Origin of the sequence: Synechococcus sp. W60.3 (assembly GCF_047502615.1) — a bacterium.
Taxonomy (GTDB): Bacteria; Cyanobacteriota; Cyanobacteriia; order Thermostichales; family Thermostichaceae; genus Thermostichus.
Genome location: NZ_JANSHJ010000012.1, coordinates 31,359 through 49,516 on the forward strand (window position 1 = coordinate 31,359; position 18,158 = coordinate 49,516).

General features: G+C 61.4%; 18 protein-coding genes, 2 pseudogenes and 1 riboswitch. Of the genes and pseudogenes, 10 read left to right on the top strand and 10 right to left on the bottom strand.

The window, feature by feature from the left end; translation table 11 throughout:
* Window positions 1–29 precede the first annotated feature (29 nt).
* The 3 genes from cobA to NW846_RS06045 all read left to right on the top strand — a co-directional run bounded on the left by cobA (window position 30) and on the right by NW846_RS06045 (window position 2,428).
* Window positions 30–788, top strand: a complete 759-nt coding sequence (cobA, locus tag NW846_RS06035) for a uroporphyrinogen-III C-methyltransferase (protein WP_099812301.1) — start codon at window positions 30–32, stop codon at window positions 786–788.
* Window positions 785–1,573, top strand: a complete 789-nt coding sequence (locus tag NW846_RS06040; RefSeq protein ID WP_011429813.1) for an ABC transporter permease — start codon at window positions 785–787, stop codon at window positions 1,571–1,573. The genes cobA and NW846_RS06040 overlap by 4 nt, the downstream gene beginning before the upstream one ends.
* A 183-nt stretch (window positions 1,574–1,756) precedes the next feature.
* Complete coding sequence (locus NW846_RS06045; protein ID WP_414515563.1) at window positions 1,757–2,428, top strand: response regulator transcription factor; 672 nt, start codon at window positions 1,757–1,759, stop codon at window positions 2,426–2,428.
* Between the two features lie 21 nt (window positions 2,429–2,449).
* Here the strand turns inward: NW846_RS06045 and NW846_RS06050 are convergent, their stop codons facing one another.
* Together NW846_RS06050 and NW846_RS06055 are read right to left on the bottom strand one after the other, a co-directional pair.
* Window positions 2,450–2,713 (bottom strand): sulfiredoxin, encoded by a 264-nt coding sequence (locus tag NW846_RS06050; protein WP_011429811.1) that lies wholly within the window; start codon window positions 2,711–2,713, stop codon window positions 2,450–2,452.
* Between the two features lie 294 nt (window positions 2,714–3,007).
* Window positions 3,008–3,205 carry a hypothetical protein gene (locus tag NW846_RS06055; protein ID WP_143597040.1) on the bottom strand — a complete coding sequence of 66 codons (198 nt, stop codon included), beginning with the start codon at window positions 3,203–3,205 and terminating at the stop codon, window positions 3,008–3,010.
* Between the two features lie 95 nt (window positions 3,206–3,300).
* On the opposite strand from NW846_RS06055, the pseudogene NW846_RS06060 reads away from it, so the two are divergent.
* Window positions 3,301–3,517, top strand: a pseudogene (locus tag NW846_RS06060) (RNA-guided endonuclease TnpB family protein); the annotation flags it as partial.
* Window positions 3,518–3,789: 272 nt separating this feature from the next.
* Here the strand turns inward: NW846_RS06060 and rpsT are convergent.
* Complete coding sequence (rpsT, locus tag NW846_RS06065; protein WP_099812302.1) at window positions 3,790–4,092, bottom strand: 30S ribosomal protein S20; 303 nt, start codon at window positions 4,090–4,092, stop codon at window positions 3,790–3,792.
* A gap of 88 nt (window positions 4,093–4,180) precedes the next feature.
* Between rpsT and NW846_RS06070 the strand changes: the two genes are divergently transcribed.
* Window positions 4,181–5,545 (top strand): CRTAC1 family protein, encoded by a 1,365-nt coding sequence (locus NW846_RS06070; RefSeq protein WP_414515565.1) that lies wholly within the window; start codon window positions 4,181–4,183, stop codon window positions 5,543–5,545.
* Window positions 5,546–5,572: 27 nt separating this feature from the next.
* Here the strand turns inward: NW846_RS06070 and NW846_RS06075 are convergent, their stop codons facing one another.
* Window positions 5,573–6,412 (bottom strand): NAD-binding protein, encoded by an 840-nt coding sequence (locus NW846_RS06075; RefSeq protein ID WP_414515580.1) that lies wholly within the window; start codon window positions 6,410–6,412, stop codon window positions 5,573–5,575.
* Window positions 6,404–7,467: pseudogene (locus NW846_RS06080) on the bottom strand (cation:proton antiporter); the annotation flags it as partial. The gene NW846_RS06075 and the pseudogene NW846_RS06080, both read right to left, overlap by 9 nt.
* A 255-nt stretch (window positions 7,468–7,722) precedes the next feature.
* Window positions 7,723–7,814: riboswitch (Glutamine riboswitch) on the top strand.
* A gap of 89 nt (window positions 7,815–7,903) precedes the next feature.
* Here NW846_RS06080 and NW846_RS06085 point away from each other — a divergent pair.
* Both NW846_RS06085 and raf1 read left to right on the top strand, forming a co-directional pair.
* Window positions 7,904–8,344, top strand: a complete 441-nt coding sequence (locus NW846_RS06085) for a DUF4278 domain-containing protein (RefSeq protein ID WP_011429807.1) — start codon at window positions 7,904–7,906, stop codon at window positions 8,342–8,344.
* Between the two features lie 781 nt (window positions 8,345–9,125).
* A complete protein-coding gene (gene raf1, locus NW846_RS06090) occupies window positions 9,126–10,223 on the top strand; it encodes a RuBisCO accumulation factor 1 (RefSeq protein WP_041438181.1) in 1,098 nt (365 codons plus the stop codon).
* A 147-nt stretch (window positions 10,224–10,370) separates the two neighbouring features.
* Here raf1 and sppA read toward each other — a convergent pair whose 3' ends face one another.
* The 5 genes from sppA to NW846_RS06115 form a co-directional block, all read right to left on the bottom strand.
* Entirely contained in the window at window positions 10,371–11,177 is an 807-nt protein-coding gene (gene sppA / locus NW846_RS06095) for a signal peptide peptidase SppA (RefSeq protein WP_011429804.1), read from the bottom strand.
* A 74-nt stretch (window positions 11,178–11,251) separates the two neighbouring features.
* Complete coding sequence (gene fabG, locus NW846_RS06100; RefSeq protein ID WP_240527266.1) at window positions 11,252–11,884, bottom strand: 3-oxoacyl-ACP reductase FabG; 633 nt, start codon at window positions 11,882–11,884, stop codon at window positions 11,252–11,254.
* Between the two features lie 120 nt (window positions 11,885–12,004).
* Window positions 12,005–12,844, bottom strand: coding sequence for a 16S rRNA (adenine(1518)-N(6)/adenine(1519)-N(6))-dimethyltransferase RsmA (rsmA, locus tag NW846_RS06105; protein WP_011429802.1), 840 nt, complete (start codon window positions 12,842–12,844; stop codon window positions 12,005–12,007).
* Window positions 12,845–12,851: 7 nt separating this feature from the next.
* Window positions 12,852–14,573, bottom strand: a complete 1,722-nt coding sequence (locus NW846_RS06110; protein WP_414347025.1) for a sensor histidine kinase — start codon at window positions 14,571–14,573, stop codon at window positions 12,852–12,854.
* 53 nt (window positions 14,574–14,626) lie between these two features.
* The gene (locus NW846_RS06115) at window positions 14,627–15,721 is read right to left on the bottom strand and encodes a PIN/TRAM domain-containing protein (RefSeq protein ID WP_414515567.1); all 1,095 of its coding nucleotides are present in this window, start codon (window positions 15,719–15,721) and stop codon (window positions 14,627–14,629) included.
* A gap of 233 nt (window positions 15,722–15,954) precedes the next feature.
* Here NW846_RS06115 and NW846_RS06120 point away from each other — a divergent pair, with 233 nt between their 5' ends.
* The 3 genes from NW846_RS06120 to nth all read left to right on the top strand — a co-directional run bounded on the left by NW846_RS06120 (window position 15,955) and on the right by nth (window position 18,112).
* Window positions 15,955–16,197: a NifU family protein gene (locus NW846_RS06120; protein WP_011429799.1), complete on the top strand. Its 243-nt coding sequence runs from the start codon at window positions 15,955–15,957 to the stop codon at window positions 16,195–16,197.
* Window positions 16,198–16,309: 112 nt separating this feature from the next.
* On the top strand, window positions 16,310–17,410 hold the full coding sequence (gene rseP, locus NW846_RS06125) for an RIP metalloprotease RseP (protein WP_011429798.1): 1,101 nt from the start codon (window positions 16,310–16,312) through the stop codon (window positions 17,408–17,410).
* Between the two features lie 6 nt (window positions 17,411–17,416).
* Window positions 17,417–18,112 (top strand): endonuclease III, encoded by a 696-nt coding sequence (gene nth / locus NW846_RS06130; protein ID WP_099812305.1) that lies wholly within the window; start codon window positions 17,417–17,419, stop codon window positions 18,110–18,112.
* The last annotated feature ends 46 nt before the right edge of the window (window positions 18,113–18,158 follow it).

Here is an 18,158-nt window from a genome sequence, read left to right on the forward strand (position 1 = left end):
ATCTTTCCAAGAGGCTGTTGGGAGACAGGATGGGCAAAGTGTATCTGGTGGGGGCAGGACCTGGGGATCCGGGACTGCTGACGGTGAAGGGCAAGGCCCTGCTCGCCCATGCGGACGTGGTCATCTACGATGCCCTGGTGGGATCCCCCATTTTGGATTTGATCCCGCCCACAGCAGAGCGGATCTACGCCGGCAAACACTGCGGCGCCCACACCCTTCCTCAGGAACAGATCACCGCCTTGCTGATCGAGAAAGCCCAGACGGCAGCCGTGGTGGTGCGCCTCAAGGGCGGGGATCCCTTCATGTTTGGGCGGGGGGGAGAGGAGATGCTGGCCCTGGTGCAGGCCGGGATCCCGGTGGAGGTGGTGCCGGGAATTACAGCGGGCATGGCCGCCAGCGCCTATGCCGGGATCCCCCTCACCCATCGCGACCTCAGCTCCTCGGTTGCTTTTGTTACTGGCCACGAGGCGGCAGGCAAATACCGCCCCCAGGTCAATTGGCGTGCCCTAGCCGAGGCCGTAGAAACCTTGGTGATCTACATGGGCATGCACAACCTCGGCTACATCGCTGCCGAATTGTTAGCGGGAGGAAAAGATCCCGCTACCCCAGTCGCCTTGATCCGCTGGGGCACCACCCCGGAGCAAGAGATTCATCTGCTCCGTTTGGAGTCTCTGGCCGGTCAGCCCTCGCCTGCGGCGCCGCCCGCCATTGTCGTGGTGGGGGCGGTGGTCAATTTGGCCAGCCTGTTGCCCACCTTGTACCCCCTTGCCCCTTCAGAACCTCAATGAACGCCTTTTTTCGCAAGCTGAGCGCGCTCTTTGCCGCCTACTACGCCTACATGCTGGAGTACCGGGCGGAGCTGCTCCTGTGGGCCTTGGCCGGATCCCTGCCCTTGATCATGATGGGGCTCTGGAGCGAGGCGGCCCGTTCAGGAGATTTCTCGCTGTCTTCCCTAGAGTTCATCCGCTATTTCCTGGCCGTGTTCCTGGTGCGCCAGTTCAGCATCATCTGGGTAATCTGGGACTTTGAGCGGGAGGTGGTGGAGGGAAGACTCTCGCCCCTTCTGTTGCAGCCTCTGGATCCCGCTTGGCACCATGTGGCCAGCCACCTGATGGAACGCCTGGCCCGCCTCCCCTTTACCGTGGCTTTGATTGCCCTCTTTTTCCTGCTCTACCCCCGCGCTTTTTGGATCCCGTCTTGGCAACAAGTGGCGCTGGGATCCCTGGCCATTTTGTTGGCGTTTGCCCTGCGCTTTCTCATGCAGTACACCCTGGCGCTGCTGGCCTTTTGGGTGGAGCGAATATCGGCCTTGGAGCAATTCCACTTTTTGGTGTACCTATTTCTCTCAGGGGTGATCGCCCCTCTGGAGGTGTTTCCGCCGGCGGTGCGTCAGGCCTTGGCCTGGACGCCCTTTCCCTACTTGGTGCATTTTCCCGCCAGCCTCTGGGTGGGGATCCCGCAAGATATCCCGCGCGGTTTTGCCATGGGCCTGGCCTGGCTGGTTCTGTTTTGGCTGGTCAACCGCTGGCTGTGGCGCAAGGGTTTGCAACACTACTCCGGGATGGGAGCTTAGGCCCAGTCCGCCTGAGCCGGCAGCCAGACCGCTTCCGAAACTATCATGGGGCAAGGATCTATCTATAGTTGACTGCCAGTATCCCTGTCTAAACTTCAATCTTGCGGCAAGGGTTGAACACTGCCCTCAAGTCATCCCTCTGTTACGCCTCAACCATTCCTCAACAGCCTCTCCCCGGTCATCATGAAGCGCGTATTGGTCGTAGATGACGATCCCCTCTCCTTAAAGGTGCTGAGCCGCCACCTCACCCAGCACGGCTATCGGGTTTGTACAGGCGCTTCGGGTGTAGAAGGGTTGCGCCTGTTTGCCCAAGAGCAGCCGGATGTGGTGGTATCGGATGTGGTGATGCCGGAAATGGATGGCTTCGAGTTTTGCCGCCAACTGCGCCAACAGCGGGGCGGCGAACTCGTTCCTTTCATCTTCCTCTCCTCTCGCAGCGAGCTGGATGACCGCGTTCAGGGCTACGAGTGGGGAGCCGACGACTACATCATCAAGCCCTTCGAGCCGCTGGAGCTGGTGGCCAAGATCGAGGCGCAAATCGAACGAGCCCGCCGCACCCAGTTGGAGATTCTGCGCCTAATCCAGCAGCAGACCCAGGCCAAAGCTGAAGCTGCCCCCCGTCCCACCTTGGCAGATCTCCTCCTCACCCCTGCCGAAGAGCGGGTGTTCCGGGAAGTGATCCGCGGCCTCACCAACAAGCAAATTGGCGAGAAGCTGTTCATCAGTCCGCGTACCGTGCAGACCCACTTGACCAACATTCTCAGCAAGCTCTCTCTGGAAAATCGCTCCCAACTGGTGCGCTTTGCCTACGAACGGGGCTACATCCCCCGGGAAGAGTCGAGCGACAAAAAATAGGTTGGGAGAGAGGGATCCCTTCTAGGCTAGGTGGAGTCTTAAGACGGCAGGCGTTGCCTTGCGCACCCGGCAAGGAATCCGCTCCCTACCCAAGCGGACAAATGCCTCGTAGCGGTGGCAGCCCGAGAACCCGTAGTACTCTCCCTCCACTTCCAAAACCTCGATCGGCTCCTGCAGCCCGATTGCTTCGATGGAAGCCATCAGTGCCCGCACCTTCTCCGGATCCGTCTGCCGCGGCAAGGGGCGACGAATTTGGGCCAAGGGAATCTCGCGAATTTGCGCCATGGTGAATTCTCTCCCTAGGTAAGCTCCTTAATCATACTCGTTATGACTTTGCCCTAGCAAGGCTTGCAGAGGGGGTGGATTCTCAGGTCAGAGCATGGCAGGATAGCACCATCCCTCGCTGCCCTTTCGCTCAGGAGCCAACTTAGCCATGTGGCAACTCCTCCAGGCTTTATGGGGAAAGATCGCCGGCAAGGCTCCTCCCGTACCCCCTGCCGTCAGGACAGGCAAGGCCCCACAAACCTCCCCTGGCAAGAGGCCGCCGCAGTCATCTTTCACCTGCCCAGCAGAAGCCTCTCAGCCCACGCTGGAACCTTCCACTCCAGCGGTAGCCCGGCAGGGTGGGGAAGCGGCGGTGTTGATCGCTTCCCAGGAGAAATCCCCCGACTCTGAGACAGTAGAATCTCCCCTGGGCACCTCTACGGCCAAAAGCATCGGCAGCTTCTGGGCCATGGCCGATACAGGATCCCGGATTTCCCGCATTGCTTCCGCCACCGACAGTGGCCGCGCGGTCAGTTCTATTTCAAGAAAACGCGCGGGATTCCCCATCGTCTATACGGTGGGGAGGGATAGCGCCTAATATAACCTGCATGACCCAAGTCCTGACTGTCTTCTGCAAGCTCAAGGTATCTGCCTCGCAAGCCACAAAGCTGGATGCAACTTTGGATGCCTTTGCCCAGGCCTGTCAACCAAAACACGCCAGAGAAGATAACCAACGCTCTTCAGCTTCAGTCTCTGAGTGACCGCGAAATCCATGCACGGTTTGGGCTGTCCAGCAACTTGGCTGTGCAGGTATGTAGGTCCATCCCCCCGTATACGGGGGGTGTGGGGGCGGGGGATCCAGAAGCGTGTCAACCAACAGCGGCGCAACCAGACAGATCCGAAGCAAGCAGAACTTTGAGGTTATGCCTCAAAAGACTGTCTGGGGGCGTCTTGACAGCGCCTTTACGAGTTCATTTTGGGCTGCGTAAGAATCCCCTGGGTGGGAGTGTCAAACAAAAGCTCGGTAAGCAAATGCTCAAGCTTGCTTCCGGGGCAGCAGTAGAGACCTTTGGGCCCTGCCCGTCCAAGACCCTGTCTTAGGAGGCACTTGTGGCGGCCAGGGATCGTTGCACGATCCGAGACAAACGCGCCTTCCGACGGGCGGCTGTGTTTTTGTGGAGAACCCCTGTTTTGGCCGCTTTGTCGATGCGGCTAAAGGCAGCGCTCATCGCCGCTTGAATCTCCTGCAGGGTTTCCGGTTGGGGGTTGGCGGCGTAAGCAGAGGAGAGAGAAATGACTTTTTTCATCAGCGCGCGCACCATGGCTTTGGTAGCTTTGTTGCGCAGGCGATTTCGCTCCGCAATCTTGACGCGCTTGATGGCAGATTTGATGCGTGGCATGGTTGAAAGGGAAGCGACAGCGAGGATCTAGCATACCATTAGAGTCTGGAGCCCCACCAGTTCCTGCCTCTCCTACGACGGGATCCCCATGTTCCAAGATTGCAGCTCCCTCATCCAGTTCAACCCGCCTGCTTTTTCCTATGGAGTTGCCATTTGCGATGTGGATCGGGACGGGGCTTTTGAGCTGTTTGTGTGCGGCTTCGGCGGCCCGAATCGGGTTTTGAAGTGGAACGGCCAGGCGCTGGTGGATTTGGTGGACGATACTCTGGCCGATGCAGGGCGGATGGCCATTGGGGTGGCTGCCGGCGACTTCGACGGCGACGGGCAAGAAGAACTCTACGTCTTGAATACTGATACCTTCGGCGGGCGCAAGCGCTTTGGGGATCGCCTCTTCGACTGGCAGGGATCCCGTTGGGTGGATCTGTTCTCTCTGCCCCACAACCAAGATGCCCTCAACTTGACGGCAGGTCGCTCGGTGGCCTGCGTGGATCGCTTTGGCCAGGGGCGGTACGGGTTTTTCGTGGCCAACTATGGCGGCCCCATGCGCCTTTACGAGCTGTCCGCCGGCCAGATGATCGCCGATGTGGCGCCAGAGGCGGGGGTAACCCGGGTAACGGGAGGGCGGGGGCTGGTGGCCGTGCCCCTGGTTTCCCAGCGGATGGACATTTTTGCCGTCAACGAGCAGGGGCCCAACTTTTTGTTTCGCAACCGCGGGGATGGCACCTTTGAGGAAATTGCCGCCGAGGTGGGGTTGGCGGATCCCGGCGAGCACGGACGGGGGGTGGCAGCGGTGGATCTGGATGGGGACGGGCGGTTGGATCTGGTGTACGGCAACTGGGAAGGGCCGCATCGCCTCTGGATCCAAACTTCCAGCGGCGTCTTCAAAAATGTGGCCCCTCCCGAGCTGGCCAGGCCCTCCCGCATCCGCACGGTGATCGCTGCCGACTTCGACAACGACGGTTACCCAGAGCTGTTTTTTAACAACATCGGCGAGCCCAACCGGCTGTTTGGCTGGCGCTCCGGCTGCTGGCAGGCTATCGACATGGGAGATGCTGTCGAGCCGCAGGGACTGGGGACGGGAGCGGCGGTGGCGGATGTGGATGGGGACGGTTGCCTAGAGCTGCTCGTTGCCCACGGAGAATCGGGCGCCCAGCCCCTGAGCTTCTACCGTCCGCTGGCCCCTGGCAACAACTGGCTGAGAGTTCTGCCCCTCACCCGCCAGGGATCCCCAGCCCGCGGCGCCTTGGTACGCCTGGTTACCTCTACCCGCACGCAGATCCGACCCATCGACGCCGGCAGCGGCTACCTCTGCCAGATGGAGCCGGTGGCCCATTTTGGCCTGGGATCCGAGTCGGCAGTAGAAGCCATCCAGATCCAGTGGCCGGACGGCAAACAGGTGCAGGTGGCTCACCCACCGGTCAACCAGCTCCTGCGGATCCCCTATCCTGGTTAGCTCCCCTGAGAGGGGTTTTGTCTCTATCTACTCAGCCGAGCCCGAGATCCCTGCCCATTCCGGCTGTACAGGGCGCTGCCAGTGCTCCCACCAGGCGGTCGCAGGCTCGGGTGGGCCGCTGTCGCGGCTGCCGTTGGCATGGCCGAGGAGCGGCGGGGATGGGGGCTGCGCCGGCCAACTCACGGGGGTGGGGATCAGACAACTGGGGTAAGGAGGGCGCAAATCGCGGTAGTGGCTGCTGCGGATGGCCAGAATCTCCTGCTGGATGACCTCCAGGGGCTCGTCCAGCTTCAGCAGCACATGGCTGCACAAGCCCAGGCTGGCCTCAAATTCCGGGTGGACGACTTCCCTGGCCCCCAACTGATAGAGCTGTTCGATGTCCTCTTCATGGGTGGCCCGCACCACCACATCCAGGTGGGGCGCCAGTTCCAGCGCCCGTTTCAGGCAAAGGCGCATGCTCAGGCGATCCGGCAGGGCGATCACCAGGGCGCGGGCGCGGGGCAGGCCAGCTTTCTCCAGCACCGGGGCGCTGGCGGCATTGCCGTAGAGATAGGGGATCCCACGGGAGCGCAGGTGTTGGATGACCCGTTCCGACTGGTCGATCACCAAGACGGGATGGCGACGGGCTTCCAGGATGCGCACGATGTCCTGCCCCACCTGTCCATAGCCGCACACCACCACGTGATCCTGTTGGGGAGCGTCGGGGGACAGGGCGCGGGGCCGCTCGCTCGCTTCCAGCCAACGGGCAAAGAAAGGGATCCCTTGTAATTTTGCCAGCAGCCGCGGCGCGCCCCTGAGCAGAAGGGGAGTGACCAGCAGGGTAACGGCGGTGGTGCTGACGACGAGCAAATACAGTTGCCGCGACACCAGCCCCAGCGCTTGCCCTTCGCTGGCCAGGACAAAGGAGAACTCGCCGATCTGCGAGAGGCCCAGCCCCACCAACACCGCTGAGGGGAGCGGGTAGCCGAACAGACCGGCCAAAGGGGCCACCAGGCAAAACTTGCCCACCATCACCAGCCCCACTAACCCTAAGATTAAGGGCAGGTGGGCAGCGATAAAGCTGGGATCGATGAGCATGCCGATGGCGGCAAAAAAGAGGGCGGCAAACACATCCCGCAGCGGCTCCACATAGGCCAGGGTCTGGTCGGCGTATTCCACTTCTGAGATCATCAGCCCGGCCAGGAAGGCCCCGATCTCGCTGGAAATGCCCAGCCGCTCTGTCAACAGGGCAATCCCCACGCAGAGGCTGATCACCCCCAACAAAAACACCTCCTTGCTCTCCTGCTGCGCCAAAAGGCGCAGGAAAGCGGGCACCAGCCACGTCCCGCCCACCCCCCCCCCCCCACCAGGCCAATCTCCGCCAGCGCCTTGGCCAGGGATCCCGCCAGCTCCGGCAAAGGACAATCCAAAGCCGGCAACACCGCTAGCATCAGCCCCACCGCCAGATCCTGCACAATCAAGATCCCCAGCATGGCGTGAGCCTGGGGCGTGCCCATCTGGTTGGTCTCGGTGAGGCTTTTGAGCACCACCGCTGTGGAAGACAAAGAGAGCACTGCCCCCAGGAAGATCCCCTGCACCGGCGTCAGCCAGCCGCTGGCCACTGCCAGCGCCGCCGTGATCGCGATGGTCAGGCCGATCTGCAAAGCGCCGCCGCCAATGGCGATCCCCCGCACCTGGCGCAACTCTTTGAGGGAAAACTCCACTCCCAGGCTGAACAGCAAAAAGGTCACCCCAAACTGGGCCAGGGTTTCCACCTGCACCAACTCCTTGATCCACCCCAGCCCCGTTGGTCCCACCAGGATCCCTGCCAGCAGGTACCCAAGCAACACCGGCTGCCTCAGCAGCGCTGCCAGAAAACCACCCGCCGCCGCTGCCGCCAACACTGTCACGATGTCCAGAATCAGGCGAAAGTCTTCCTGCACAGAGACACCCCACCAGGAGTATGAACTTTTGTAGCCAATCCTGAGGATTCTTCCACGATAATGCTTTCTTCGGCCCTGCGGACAGAGTGGAAGGCTGGGCCCAACCCAAAGCGCTGCAAACCGGCTCCCGCAGGGGATCCCGCCTCATTCAGGCTGGGTTCTTGGCCAGCCAAAGGGAGGATCAGTGGAAATTTTCGTTAAAAGTTGGTGGCAATACCTCAAAACCGTAGCTTATAATACAAAATGTAGAAAGAAATCGTTCATCCTCTCGCCTGCTGTTTGGCTTATCGTGGAGCAAGACGGCAGCCGGAGGACGGAAGTAGGGAGCTATCCCGAAGGAACGCGCCTCAACCCTTGGGACTGTCCACGGGACATCTCGGGTCACTCCTCAGGAAGTGAAGTGGATACAGACTATATACGTTTGGAGGCGAAGATCATGGAACTCTCTTACCGTGGCGTTGGTTACACCCACTCGCCGGCGACGGTGACTGTTTCTCCGGGCAAAGTGGGGGGTCGCTATCGGGGGCTGGACTGGCGATTTCGCCACCTGAGCAAGCCGGTGGTTTTGCCCACCAAGCTTGACCTGCTCTATCGGGGCGCGGCCTATCGTTCCGAAGCTGCTGCAGCGCCGGCTCAAACCGTTCAGACAGCCGAGGCACCTGCTCCTGGCCGTTCTCACGTTCTGGATGAGCTGGCTCGCCGCCTGATGATGGGCCACCAACGGGCGATTCGGGTTCGTCAGCAAGCCATGTTGGTGCGTGGCACGGAGCGGGTTGGCCTGCAGGCCAATGTGCGCAACTTCTGGAACCGCATCCAAGGAAAGGTGCATCCCACCTTCCGTCTCACCTATGACCGCAGCCGGGTCAGCATGAGCTAGTTTGCTTTGCCCACCCCAGTTCATCTTCTGGTATGGCGGGAGAGGGATCCCTTTGGATCTGGATGGGGGGTCAGGGGAGGGGAAAAGGCGCGGCTACTTCATCGAATTCAGGTGACGGAGGGCGAGTGCCGAGAGAGCGCCGAGAGCAATTGACACTCCCTCCGCCGGAAGGCGGGGGATGCTTAACGTAGTTCACAAACGGGCTCGTAAAGGCGCTGCCAAAGCGCCTCTAGCTAGACAGTTCCTTGAGGCAAGGCCCCAAGGTTCTGCTGACTTTTCTGATCGCGTCAGGGGGCAGAGTCCTTGCAGGTTGGCTGAGACGTTGGCATCTCCCAGACGCTGGCCACCGGTCGAGTTTTTCATCGTGATGAGGTGCTTGCCTGGGAACGGCACGCCTCGGTAACAACGATACCATTATGAGCAACTCAAGTTGCCTACGGGCTTTTCCGCCCCGCCCTAAAGTACGAGGCTACCGAGCTATCCTTTTGTGTTTGCAGGTTGGCCAGCGGTTGCGGGGTCACTCTTGCACGTGGGCGGGAAGGGGATGCGAGCTCCAACGCTGCCCCCCGCGTTAGTGGGCCGTAGGCCTATGTTATTTGAGGCTGCCCTTATCAACCAGCCCAGGGATCCGCGGCTGGCTTGCCGGCTACAGGATTTCCCAAAGCCCCCGGCTACCGCTTCGCGGAAGCAAGCTATAGCCATGGGGTAGTTTACTGTATTGGATGGGTTGGTTCTGTATGCGTTCATTTTGGGCTATTGTCGTTGCGGAGGAAGCCTGGCCATGAGTCAGCATTTGCCGGAACCCACTGCCCCGGAGGAGGATCCCAGCCTGTTGATGGGCCGGCTGCAGCGCAAAGAGGGGGGGTGGCTGGATTGGGCAAAGGCCTGCCAAAGCTTGCAACGACAGAAAATGACTCCCCAGGCCATCTTCGAGGCGACCGGGTTTGAGCCCGCCCACCAAAACCAGATCGTTGTCGCCGCCCAGGTTTACGAAGGAATGGCGAAAGCAGGAGCCAGCTCAGCCGTTTTGGAGCACTTTGCCCACAAAGGCAGCGATATTCTCTACGAGTTGCGCATCCTCTCGCCTCAGGATCGCGTCCGGGTGGCGGAGCTGGTTGTCAGCCGCAACCTGGGTGCCGATGAGGCCCACGAGATCGCCCGGGCTGTGAAAAACTATGCCCAACTGCGGCAGCTCCCGGAAGGGTTCACGGATCACCCCGGCGATGCGGTGGCTTACCAAGCCTGGAAAACTGCCCAGGAAACCCGCGATCTCCAGGAGCGAACCCGGGCCATTGGCCGCGCCTTTCAGTATGCCCACAGCGAAACAGCCCGCCAACAGGTTGAGCGGCTCTTGTCGACGTTGGCTCCCGGCTCTCAACCCCAGCGCAAGCCGTTGCCCAGGCTTTCGGTGTTTCGCCCGGAAGAGGATCTGCCCCGTCTGCTGCCGGTGGCCGGATCCCTGCCTCTTTCTACCGCCACCTGGGAGCAGATCCCTGCCGTTGAGCCTCAAGGCCTTTTTGGTTGGGTCACCAGCGTGGCTGGGCAGACGTGGATGGCCTTGCCCGCTTGGCCGGCCATTCAAAGGGCCGCCGACCCAGTCGCCCTGCAGGTGGACAATGGTTTGCTGGGATCCCTGTTGGGCTGGCCGGTGGCCCCTGAAGAAGAACAGGATCCGATTTTGCTGGTAGCGGATCGCGCCGTTCGCACCTGGGAAGGGAGGGCAGGGGTTTTCCTGGTGGATCGAGGGGGAGCTGTGGCGGTGGAGTGGATAGAGGATTCGCCCCCCTCTCCCCTGCTGGGCCAAGTGCTGATGGCGGTGCGTCCCCCCCGCATCTTCGACGAGGAGTTGGCGCAGGATCCCTGGCAAATAGAGGAGTAACTCCGGCCAGCCAGACGCACCGCCGCAAGCCCCCGGCCAGGAGCAGGTGGCAAAGCGGCTTCTGGCTTTGCTTCCCAACTGCTCTCTTATGCCGGCATAAGGGTTGGGGGCGGGAGAACCAATCCTCACAGTTGTGGAGGCCGTCTCTCAAGAACCGGTGTAGAGCCACAGGGGCAGGCCTGAGGTGCTTACCTCAAATTGCAGACGCGCCAATGCCTCTGCCGCCGGTAGCAAGCGGGCCCAACCCCTGCGCCGTGGGAGCAGATCGCAGAACTTCGCATCGGGCGGCAACCCTGACAGCTCCGCGGCCCAGAGGCGGGCATCCTCTTCTGTGCCCAGGCGATCCACCACGCCCAGGTGCAGAGCTTGTTCGCCGCTGAAAATGCGGCCATCGGCAAAGGTTTTGACCACATTCACGCTTAGCCGGCGAGCGGCAGCAACGGTTTGCACAAATTGGCCGTAGGTGATGTCGATCAACTCTTGGAGGATGTTGCGCTCTTCTGGGGTCAGCTCGCGGTCAAAGGAAAGGATATCCTTGTAGGGGCCGGACTTGATGACCTTAAAGGAAATCCCTATCTTGTCCAGCAGCCGTTCGAGATTGTTGCCGCGGATAATGACGCCGATGCTGCCGGTGATGGTGCCGGGGTTGCTGACAATTTTCTCGGCTCCCATGGCAATGTAAACCCCTCCAGAGGCAGCGATGTTGCCAAAGCTGGCCACAATGCGCGTGCCCTTGCGTTCCCGCAGACGCGAGAGGGCATTGTAGATTTCCTGGGAGTCTGCCACTGTCCCACCGGGGCTGTCGATGCGCAACACCACGGCAGGGATCTGTCTTTCTTCCACCTCTTGCAAGGCTTTGAGAACCCGCTCTCGGGTTCTGCCATCGATCACCCCTGTTACCTCAATGCGGCCAATTTGCTGACGCCAGCCCCCCAAGAACCATCGCTTCAGCATAGGAAAACGGCACGAAAATAAGCCTCTACCCTCGTATCATGAAGGCCGTCTGGGGGCGCGGTCAACCAAGCAGCTCAGACATTGCCGTACACCGGGATCGCCGCCCCTCTCAGATCCCGCGCCGCTTCCGAGACCAAAAAGGCGATCACCTGCCCGATCGACTCGGGCTTTACCCACAGCTCCGCCTGCTCGGAGCCCATGGCAGCCCGGTTGGCCGGCGTGTCGATGATGCTGGGCAGGATGACGTTGGCGGTGATGTCGGTGCCTTTGGTTTCGGCGGCAATGGTGCGGGTCAGGGCCACCACCCCCGCTTTGGAAGCACAGTAGGCGGCCAGTTGGGATCCCGGCTCTACCGCCCCTCGGGAGGCCACCGTCACGATCCGTCCATAACCCTGTTGCCACATCTTGCGCAGGCTGTGCTTACAGGCCAGGAAGGTGGTGGTGAGGTTGAGGTCAAAATCGCGCCGCCAATCTTCTAGGCTGTACTCGTGAGTGGGGCCCATGGCAAAGCCGCCCACCAGGTGCACCAAACCATCGACGCGGGGCAGATCGTCGATGAGCCGTGCCACAGCGGCTTCGTTCAGCAAATCCACCTGCACAAAGCGCACCTGATCCAGGCTATTGGCCGGCAGGCGCTGCCGCAAAACAGCCAACTCCTCCTCTTGGCGGTAGGTCAAGGTCAACTCTGCCCCTGTGTCCAGGAGCACGGGGGTTACTCCCAACCCGAGCCCACCGGTACCGCCAGTTACAAGGATCTGTCTGCCTTGGTTGTTGAGCATAGGTTGTTTTGGGGTCTGGTGAAAAACCCTTGAGGACTTCCTCTCACCCTACCGCGGTTTTCCCTCGCCGGAAACGGCAGCCATCCTAGGTGTCTGCTCCAGCAGCAGATCGCTCAGGGCCAGCCAATCGGGCAGATCCAGCTCTTCGGCACGGGCCGTGGGGCTGAGGCGGAGCTGAGCCAGAGCGGCGGCCACGGTTTGGCGATCCACGAGGCCTCCCAGAGCATTGACAAGTTGCTTGCGGCGGGCGGAGAAGCCCTGGCAAACCAGTTGGGAGAACCAGCGGGGATCGCGGGCGGGGGTGGGGGCGGGGCGGGGAGTGAGGCGAACCACTGCCGATTCCACTTGGGGAGGAGGCCGGAAGGCGCTGGGGGGCACGCGGCAGATGAGCTCGCACTCGGCCAAGTAGCGCACCCGTACACTCAGAGCGCCGTAGGCTTTGCTGCCAGGGCCGGCCTGCAGGCGCTCGGCCAGCTCTTTTTGCACCATCAAGACGATGCGCTCAAACTGCCTCACCGGCTGGGCCGGGGATCCCAACACTTTCTCCAAAATTGGGCCAGTGAGGTTATAGGGGATATTGGCCACCAGCAGGCGGGGCTGAGGCGGCAGCGGCAGGCGAAGAAAATCTCCTTCCACCAAGTGAAAGCGGGGTTGGTCGGCGAAGCGCTTTTGCAGCAGCCGACACAGATCCCGATCGATCTCTACCGCCACCACATGTACGCCCTGGGCCAGCAACCGCTGCGTCAACTGCCCGGTGCCGGGGCCGATCTCCAGAACCCACGCAGGATCCCTCTGAGGAGGCGGCAACTGGGCGGCCCGCACAATCGCCTCATGAACCGCGGGATCCTTAAGCCAATGCTGGCCAAACCGTTTGCGGGGATAGGGCATCGGTGGATCAGCACTGGGCCGGATAGGGCATTAGGTTGGGATTCGTAGCCTCTGGGGGGCCTTCTTGAGCTGGGCTCGCCTCCCCCCCTGGGAGCGGCTGGCGGTAGAGGGGCACGGTAAAAGTGACGGTGGATCCCAGCCCTTCGCCCAGGCTATAGAAGTTGATCTCTCCCCCCATTGCCTCCACCAGCCGTTGGCTGATGGCTAGGCCCAAGCCGGTGCCGCCGTACTGGCGGGTGGTGGAGCCATCCACCTGGGTGAAGGCCTGAAACAGCTTCTGCTGCTTTTCCAGCGACACGCCGATCCCGGTATCGATGACGCGGATGCGGGCCATCCCCGGGTCGCCGGGAAGGAGGTCGGCTCGTACCGTCACCGAGCCTTTGGGGGTGAACTTGATGGCATTGCCCACCAGATTGAGCATCACCTGCAGCAGGCGTTGGTAATCTCCGTACAGCCAAATCCGATCCGGCGTGGGGGGCAGGTGGAAGCTAAGTTGCAATCCCTTCTGTTTGGCCTGCAGGCCGGTTTTGGCCTCCACATCCTTGAACAAGGCGCGCAGGTCGCAGGGCTCAAACTGCAACTGCATTTTGCCCGCCTCGATCTTGGCGATGTCCAGCACGTCGTTGATCAAGGCCAACAGGTGCAGGGCCGAGCGGTAGGCCTCCTGCAAAAAGTCCAGCTCCTCTTCTCGGCTTTCGGCCATCCCGTCCAGCACCAGCCTAATAAAGCCGATGATCCCGTTGAGAGGGGTGCGCAGCTCATGGGAAGTATTGGCCAAGAATTGACTTTTCAGTTGGTTGGCCGATTCTGCTTGGGCGCGGGCCTGCTCCAGCTCTTTGTTTTTCTGGCGCAGTGTCTGGTTGGCCAACTGCAGGCGAGTGGCCAGTTGGCGACTTTGATTCAGCAAAATGGCGTGGGCAATGGCGGTGCCCAGGTAGGTGGCGATGCTCTGCAGCACCTGAAGGTGGCCGGCCTGCCAGAGGGGGGCTTCGTTGGGGGGCAACACTTCCAGCCAGAGCAGGCTGTTGGCATAGCCCCGGTAAGACATGGCGATGGCCAGATGGCGTCCCATCACCACCGGCTCTTCTTGACGAAGGGCTTGCAGCAGAGGCGGGTGATCCGCCAGACGCAAGGTCTGGTTCAACAGCGAGGGATCCCCCGGGTTGCGGCGGTACTCAGCATTGACTGTGAGGGAGTCCTGCCCCATTTCGTAGAGGGCCAGCAGGCAGCGATCCGCCCCGAACAACTGGCCCAACTGCTCCACCGTCTGCTGGCACAGCTCGCGGATGCCGAGGGAGTGGCCGATGTTGCGCAGCAACTGCGCCGTGATCCCCGGCACCGGCTCGGTCAGGAGGGGATGGCGCTGGGCAGGGGGGCTGCCGGCTCCGCCGGCCAAGTTGAAAGGCGTCGCCCCCAACACCTTGCCCACTACCGACACGGCCACCACCTCCCCCTCCATGTCCCGCACCGGGTTGAGGCAAAGATGCAAGTGCAACTTGTAGCGGGGAGAAATCACCTGACACTGATGCTGCAAGGGATCCCCGCTCGCAAACACCTGCCTGAGCTTGGCTTCGTACTCCTCCGCATTGGCCACCTCCCAGCTTTGCTGTCCGCTCAGGATCTGCTGCGGGTAGATGGCGTAGTTCTCAGCACCCTCCCAATAAAAACTCCAGAAACGCTGCTGGCGATCCTGGGTGTAGAAAATCAGATCCGGTTGGAGGACGCCCATTGGGGGAGAGGCCATCATTGCGTCGGGAAAACAAAGCTCTTCGGCCTGAAGCCTCAGGTTTTCGCAGAGGAAGCTGGGCTGGAGTCCTTGTTGAGGCGGGCGAAGAGCATCCGGCCCGCCGAGGTTTGAATGGCGCTGGTCACCACAACCGAGCGAGTCTTGCCCAGAGAGCGCTGTCCCTCTTCCACCACCACCATCGTGCCATCCTCCAGATAGCCAACCCCCTGGCCCGGCTCCTTCCCTTCGCGGGTGATCTTGATATCGAAGCTGTCGCCGGCAATGTAGATGGGCCGCAAGGCTTCGGCCAGCTCGTTCACGTTGAGCACCTTGATCCCCTGCAGTGTGGCCACCTTCTTCAGGTTGTAATCGGTGGTCACCAGCGTTCCCCCCACATTCTGGGCCAGGCGCACCAGCTTCTCGTCCACGGTGGCCAGATCCGGGTAGTTGGCTTCGTGAATCACAAAGCGGTCGGGATAGGCCTGGCGCAGGGCTTGCAGCGTAACCACCCCTCTGCGGCCTCGCTCCCGTTTTTGCGGATCGGCTTTGTCGGCGATGGTTTGCAGCTCCGCGATAACAAAGCGAGGGATCACCAGCGTTCCCTCCAAAAAGCCTGTCTCGATCAACTGGGCCACGCGCCCGTCGATGATGGAGCTGGTGTCCAAAACCTTGGGGCTGGCCGCCACCACACTGCCCTCTGCGGCCGCCTGCAGGGCGTAGTTGGGGTTGAACAGGCGCAAGAGCGCAGGGCCATGGGTATCGGCCAAACTCACCCCCAAGTAGGCAAAGGACAAGCTAAAAAAGACGGAGGCCAGCGGCTCGATAAAGCTATTGAGCTGCTGAGGCAGGGGCAACAAATAGACAGGAGCCATGGCCAAGTTGGCAATCACCAGGCCGATCACCAACCCCACCGAGCGGCTGATCAACACATCCGGCGGCAGCGAGCGTACATTGGCCTCGAAGCGGCGGTAGCCCCAGCGCACCAAGGATCCAAAAGCCAAACCCGCTAGGACACCAAAGCCGCTGGTAACCACGCGCGCCCCCTCCACATTGGCCCCCTGAATGGCGGCAGGAGGGAGCAGATCCAGGCCGTAGAATCCAAGACCCGCCCCGGCCAACATGAAGATCACAATCAGTAAGACATCTAACATGGCGAAGAAAGCGCCCCTGCTCAGAATAGGCTTGGGTCTGCTGCTCGCAACAGGCAAATCTGAGTCCTATTCTAGTCTTCTGGCTGAAGAGAGGGATCTCATCCCCCACCCCGAAAGAAGGAGACTATGCTGAAGAAGGGCGATCCCTCCCTGGCTTGAGGGGTCTGGCGAGAAATCGCTACAATCAACATCTCGACATCCCAGGCAAGGTCTCAGCAGAGCTGGAAGCAACTATGGCACAAGCACTGGAACTAACGGCCGAAAATGTGGAAAAAGTCCTCAACGAGCTGCGCCCCTACCTGCAAGCCGATGGCGGCAACGTAGAGCTGGTGGAAATCGACGGCCCGGTGGTGAAGCTGCGCCTACAGGGGGCCTGTGGCGCCTGCCCCAGCTCCACCCTGACCTTAAAAATGGGCATCGAGCGCAAGTTGCGGGAGAGCATTCCCGACATCCTGGAAGTAGAACAAGTGTTCTGAGGGCTCTGCCGCTTCTGGTCTGTTATCTTGGTTCCTTAAGGCGGCAGGTGCAGCCGTCGCTGTGGCTCTCTGCCTCTTGCTCTTTTTTTCCTTCTCTCCTTCAAGCCAGCCCATGCCTGTTCTCCTCTCCATCGCCATTCTCGCCCTGCTGATCCTGGTGCATGAGGCGGGACACTTCGCCGCAGCCAAACTCCAAGGGATCCACGTCAACCGCTTTTCGCTGGGATTTGGCCCGGTGCTGTGGCGCTACCAGGGCAAGGAGACGGAGTACGCCATTCGCGCCCTGCCGTTGGGGGGCTACGTGGGCTTTCCCGACGATGACGAGCGCTCTCCCTACCCGCCCGACGACCCGGATCTGCTGAAGAATCGCCCTGTCGCGGATCGCCTGGTGGTGATGAGCGCGGGGGTGATGGCCAACCTGGCCTTCGCCTATCTGGTGCTGGTGCTGATGTTTGCCACGCTGGGGATCCCATCGGTGACGCGCATCCATCCCGGCATTCTCATCGCCCAGGTGATGCCGGATAGCCCGGCGGAGCGGGCCGGCTTGCAGGCGGAAGATGTGGTGTTGCGGGCAGCCGACCACGATTACAGCACGGTTGCCGACGAGGCCTCGGCCTTGGCAGCTCTCAATGATTTTCAGGCGTTGATCCGCCGCAGTCAAAACCGGCCCGTCCCCCTGCAGGTGCAGCGAGGGGAGGGGGATCCCATTCTGGAGATCACGGTGACTCCCGAGATGCGGGGAGAGGTGGTGGCCATTGGGGTCAACCTGGCCCCCAACCAAGAGGTGACACTGCGCCCGGCTCAGAGCCCGGCAGAGATCTTTGCCGAAGCCGGGAACGCCTACCAGCGCTTGGTGATGATGAACCTCAGTGGCCTGCAGCAGCTCCTGCAGAACTTCCAAAACACCGCCACCCAGGTATCCGGCCCGGTGGGGATTGTCAAGCTCGGCGCGGATCTGGCGCGGGACGATGCTGCCAGCTTGTTTAATTTCACCGCCTTGATCAGCATTAACCTGGCTATTCTCAACCTGTTGCCCCTGCCCGCCTTGGATGGGGGACACATCGCCTTTTTGATCTTGGAAGCGATCCGCGGCAAGCGGCTGCCCAAAGAACTGGAGGAACGGGTGATGCAGACGGGCTTGGTGCTGCTGCTGGGGCTGGGGGTAGTGCTGATCTTCAAGGACACCCTTGCCATCGTCACCGGGTCGGGCTAGTTGCAGATGAGCGGCAAGCGGGCTTTGCGCCAGCGGGCTTTGGAGATCCTGATCCGGCTGAAGCGCCATTACCCCAACTCTACCTGTGCCCTCCACTACGAAACGCCGCTGCAACTGCTGGTGGCCACCATTTTGTCTGCACAGTGCACCGACGAGCGAGTCAACCAAGTTACGCCGGAGCTGTTTTGCCGCTTTCCCGATGCCCAGGCGCTGGCGGCGGCGCCGCGGGAGGAGATCGAGGCCCTGATCCGTCCCACCGGCTTCTACCGCAACAAGGCTAAACACATCCAAGAGGCCTGCCGCAAGATCGTGACGGACTTCGGCGGCCAGGTGCCCCGCACCATGCCGGAGCTGCTCACTCTGCCGGGGGTGGCCCGCAAGACGGCCAATGTGGTCCTGGCCCATGCCTTTGGCATCAACGCTGGCGTGACTGTCGATACCCACGTCAAGCGCCTCAGCCGTCGCCTCGGCCTCACCGAGCACGAGGATCCCGTGCGCATCGAGCGGGATCTGATGCAGTTGTTGCCGCAAGCCGACTGGGAAAATTGGTCCATTCGCCTGATCGAGCATGGGCGGGCCATTTGCACCGCCCGCAAGCCCCTTTGCGAACAGTGTTTTCTGGCCGATCTCTGCCCCAGCGCCCCCCTCCCGGGGCCGGCGGAGAAAACGGACAGAGAAGCCGCAACAGCCTCCCAGACTTGAGCGCCTGGCATCCGGTTTTTCGGCTCCCCCTCGCCCTAGAATAGGC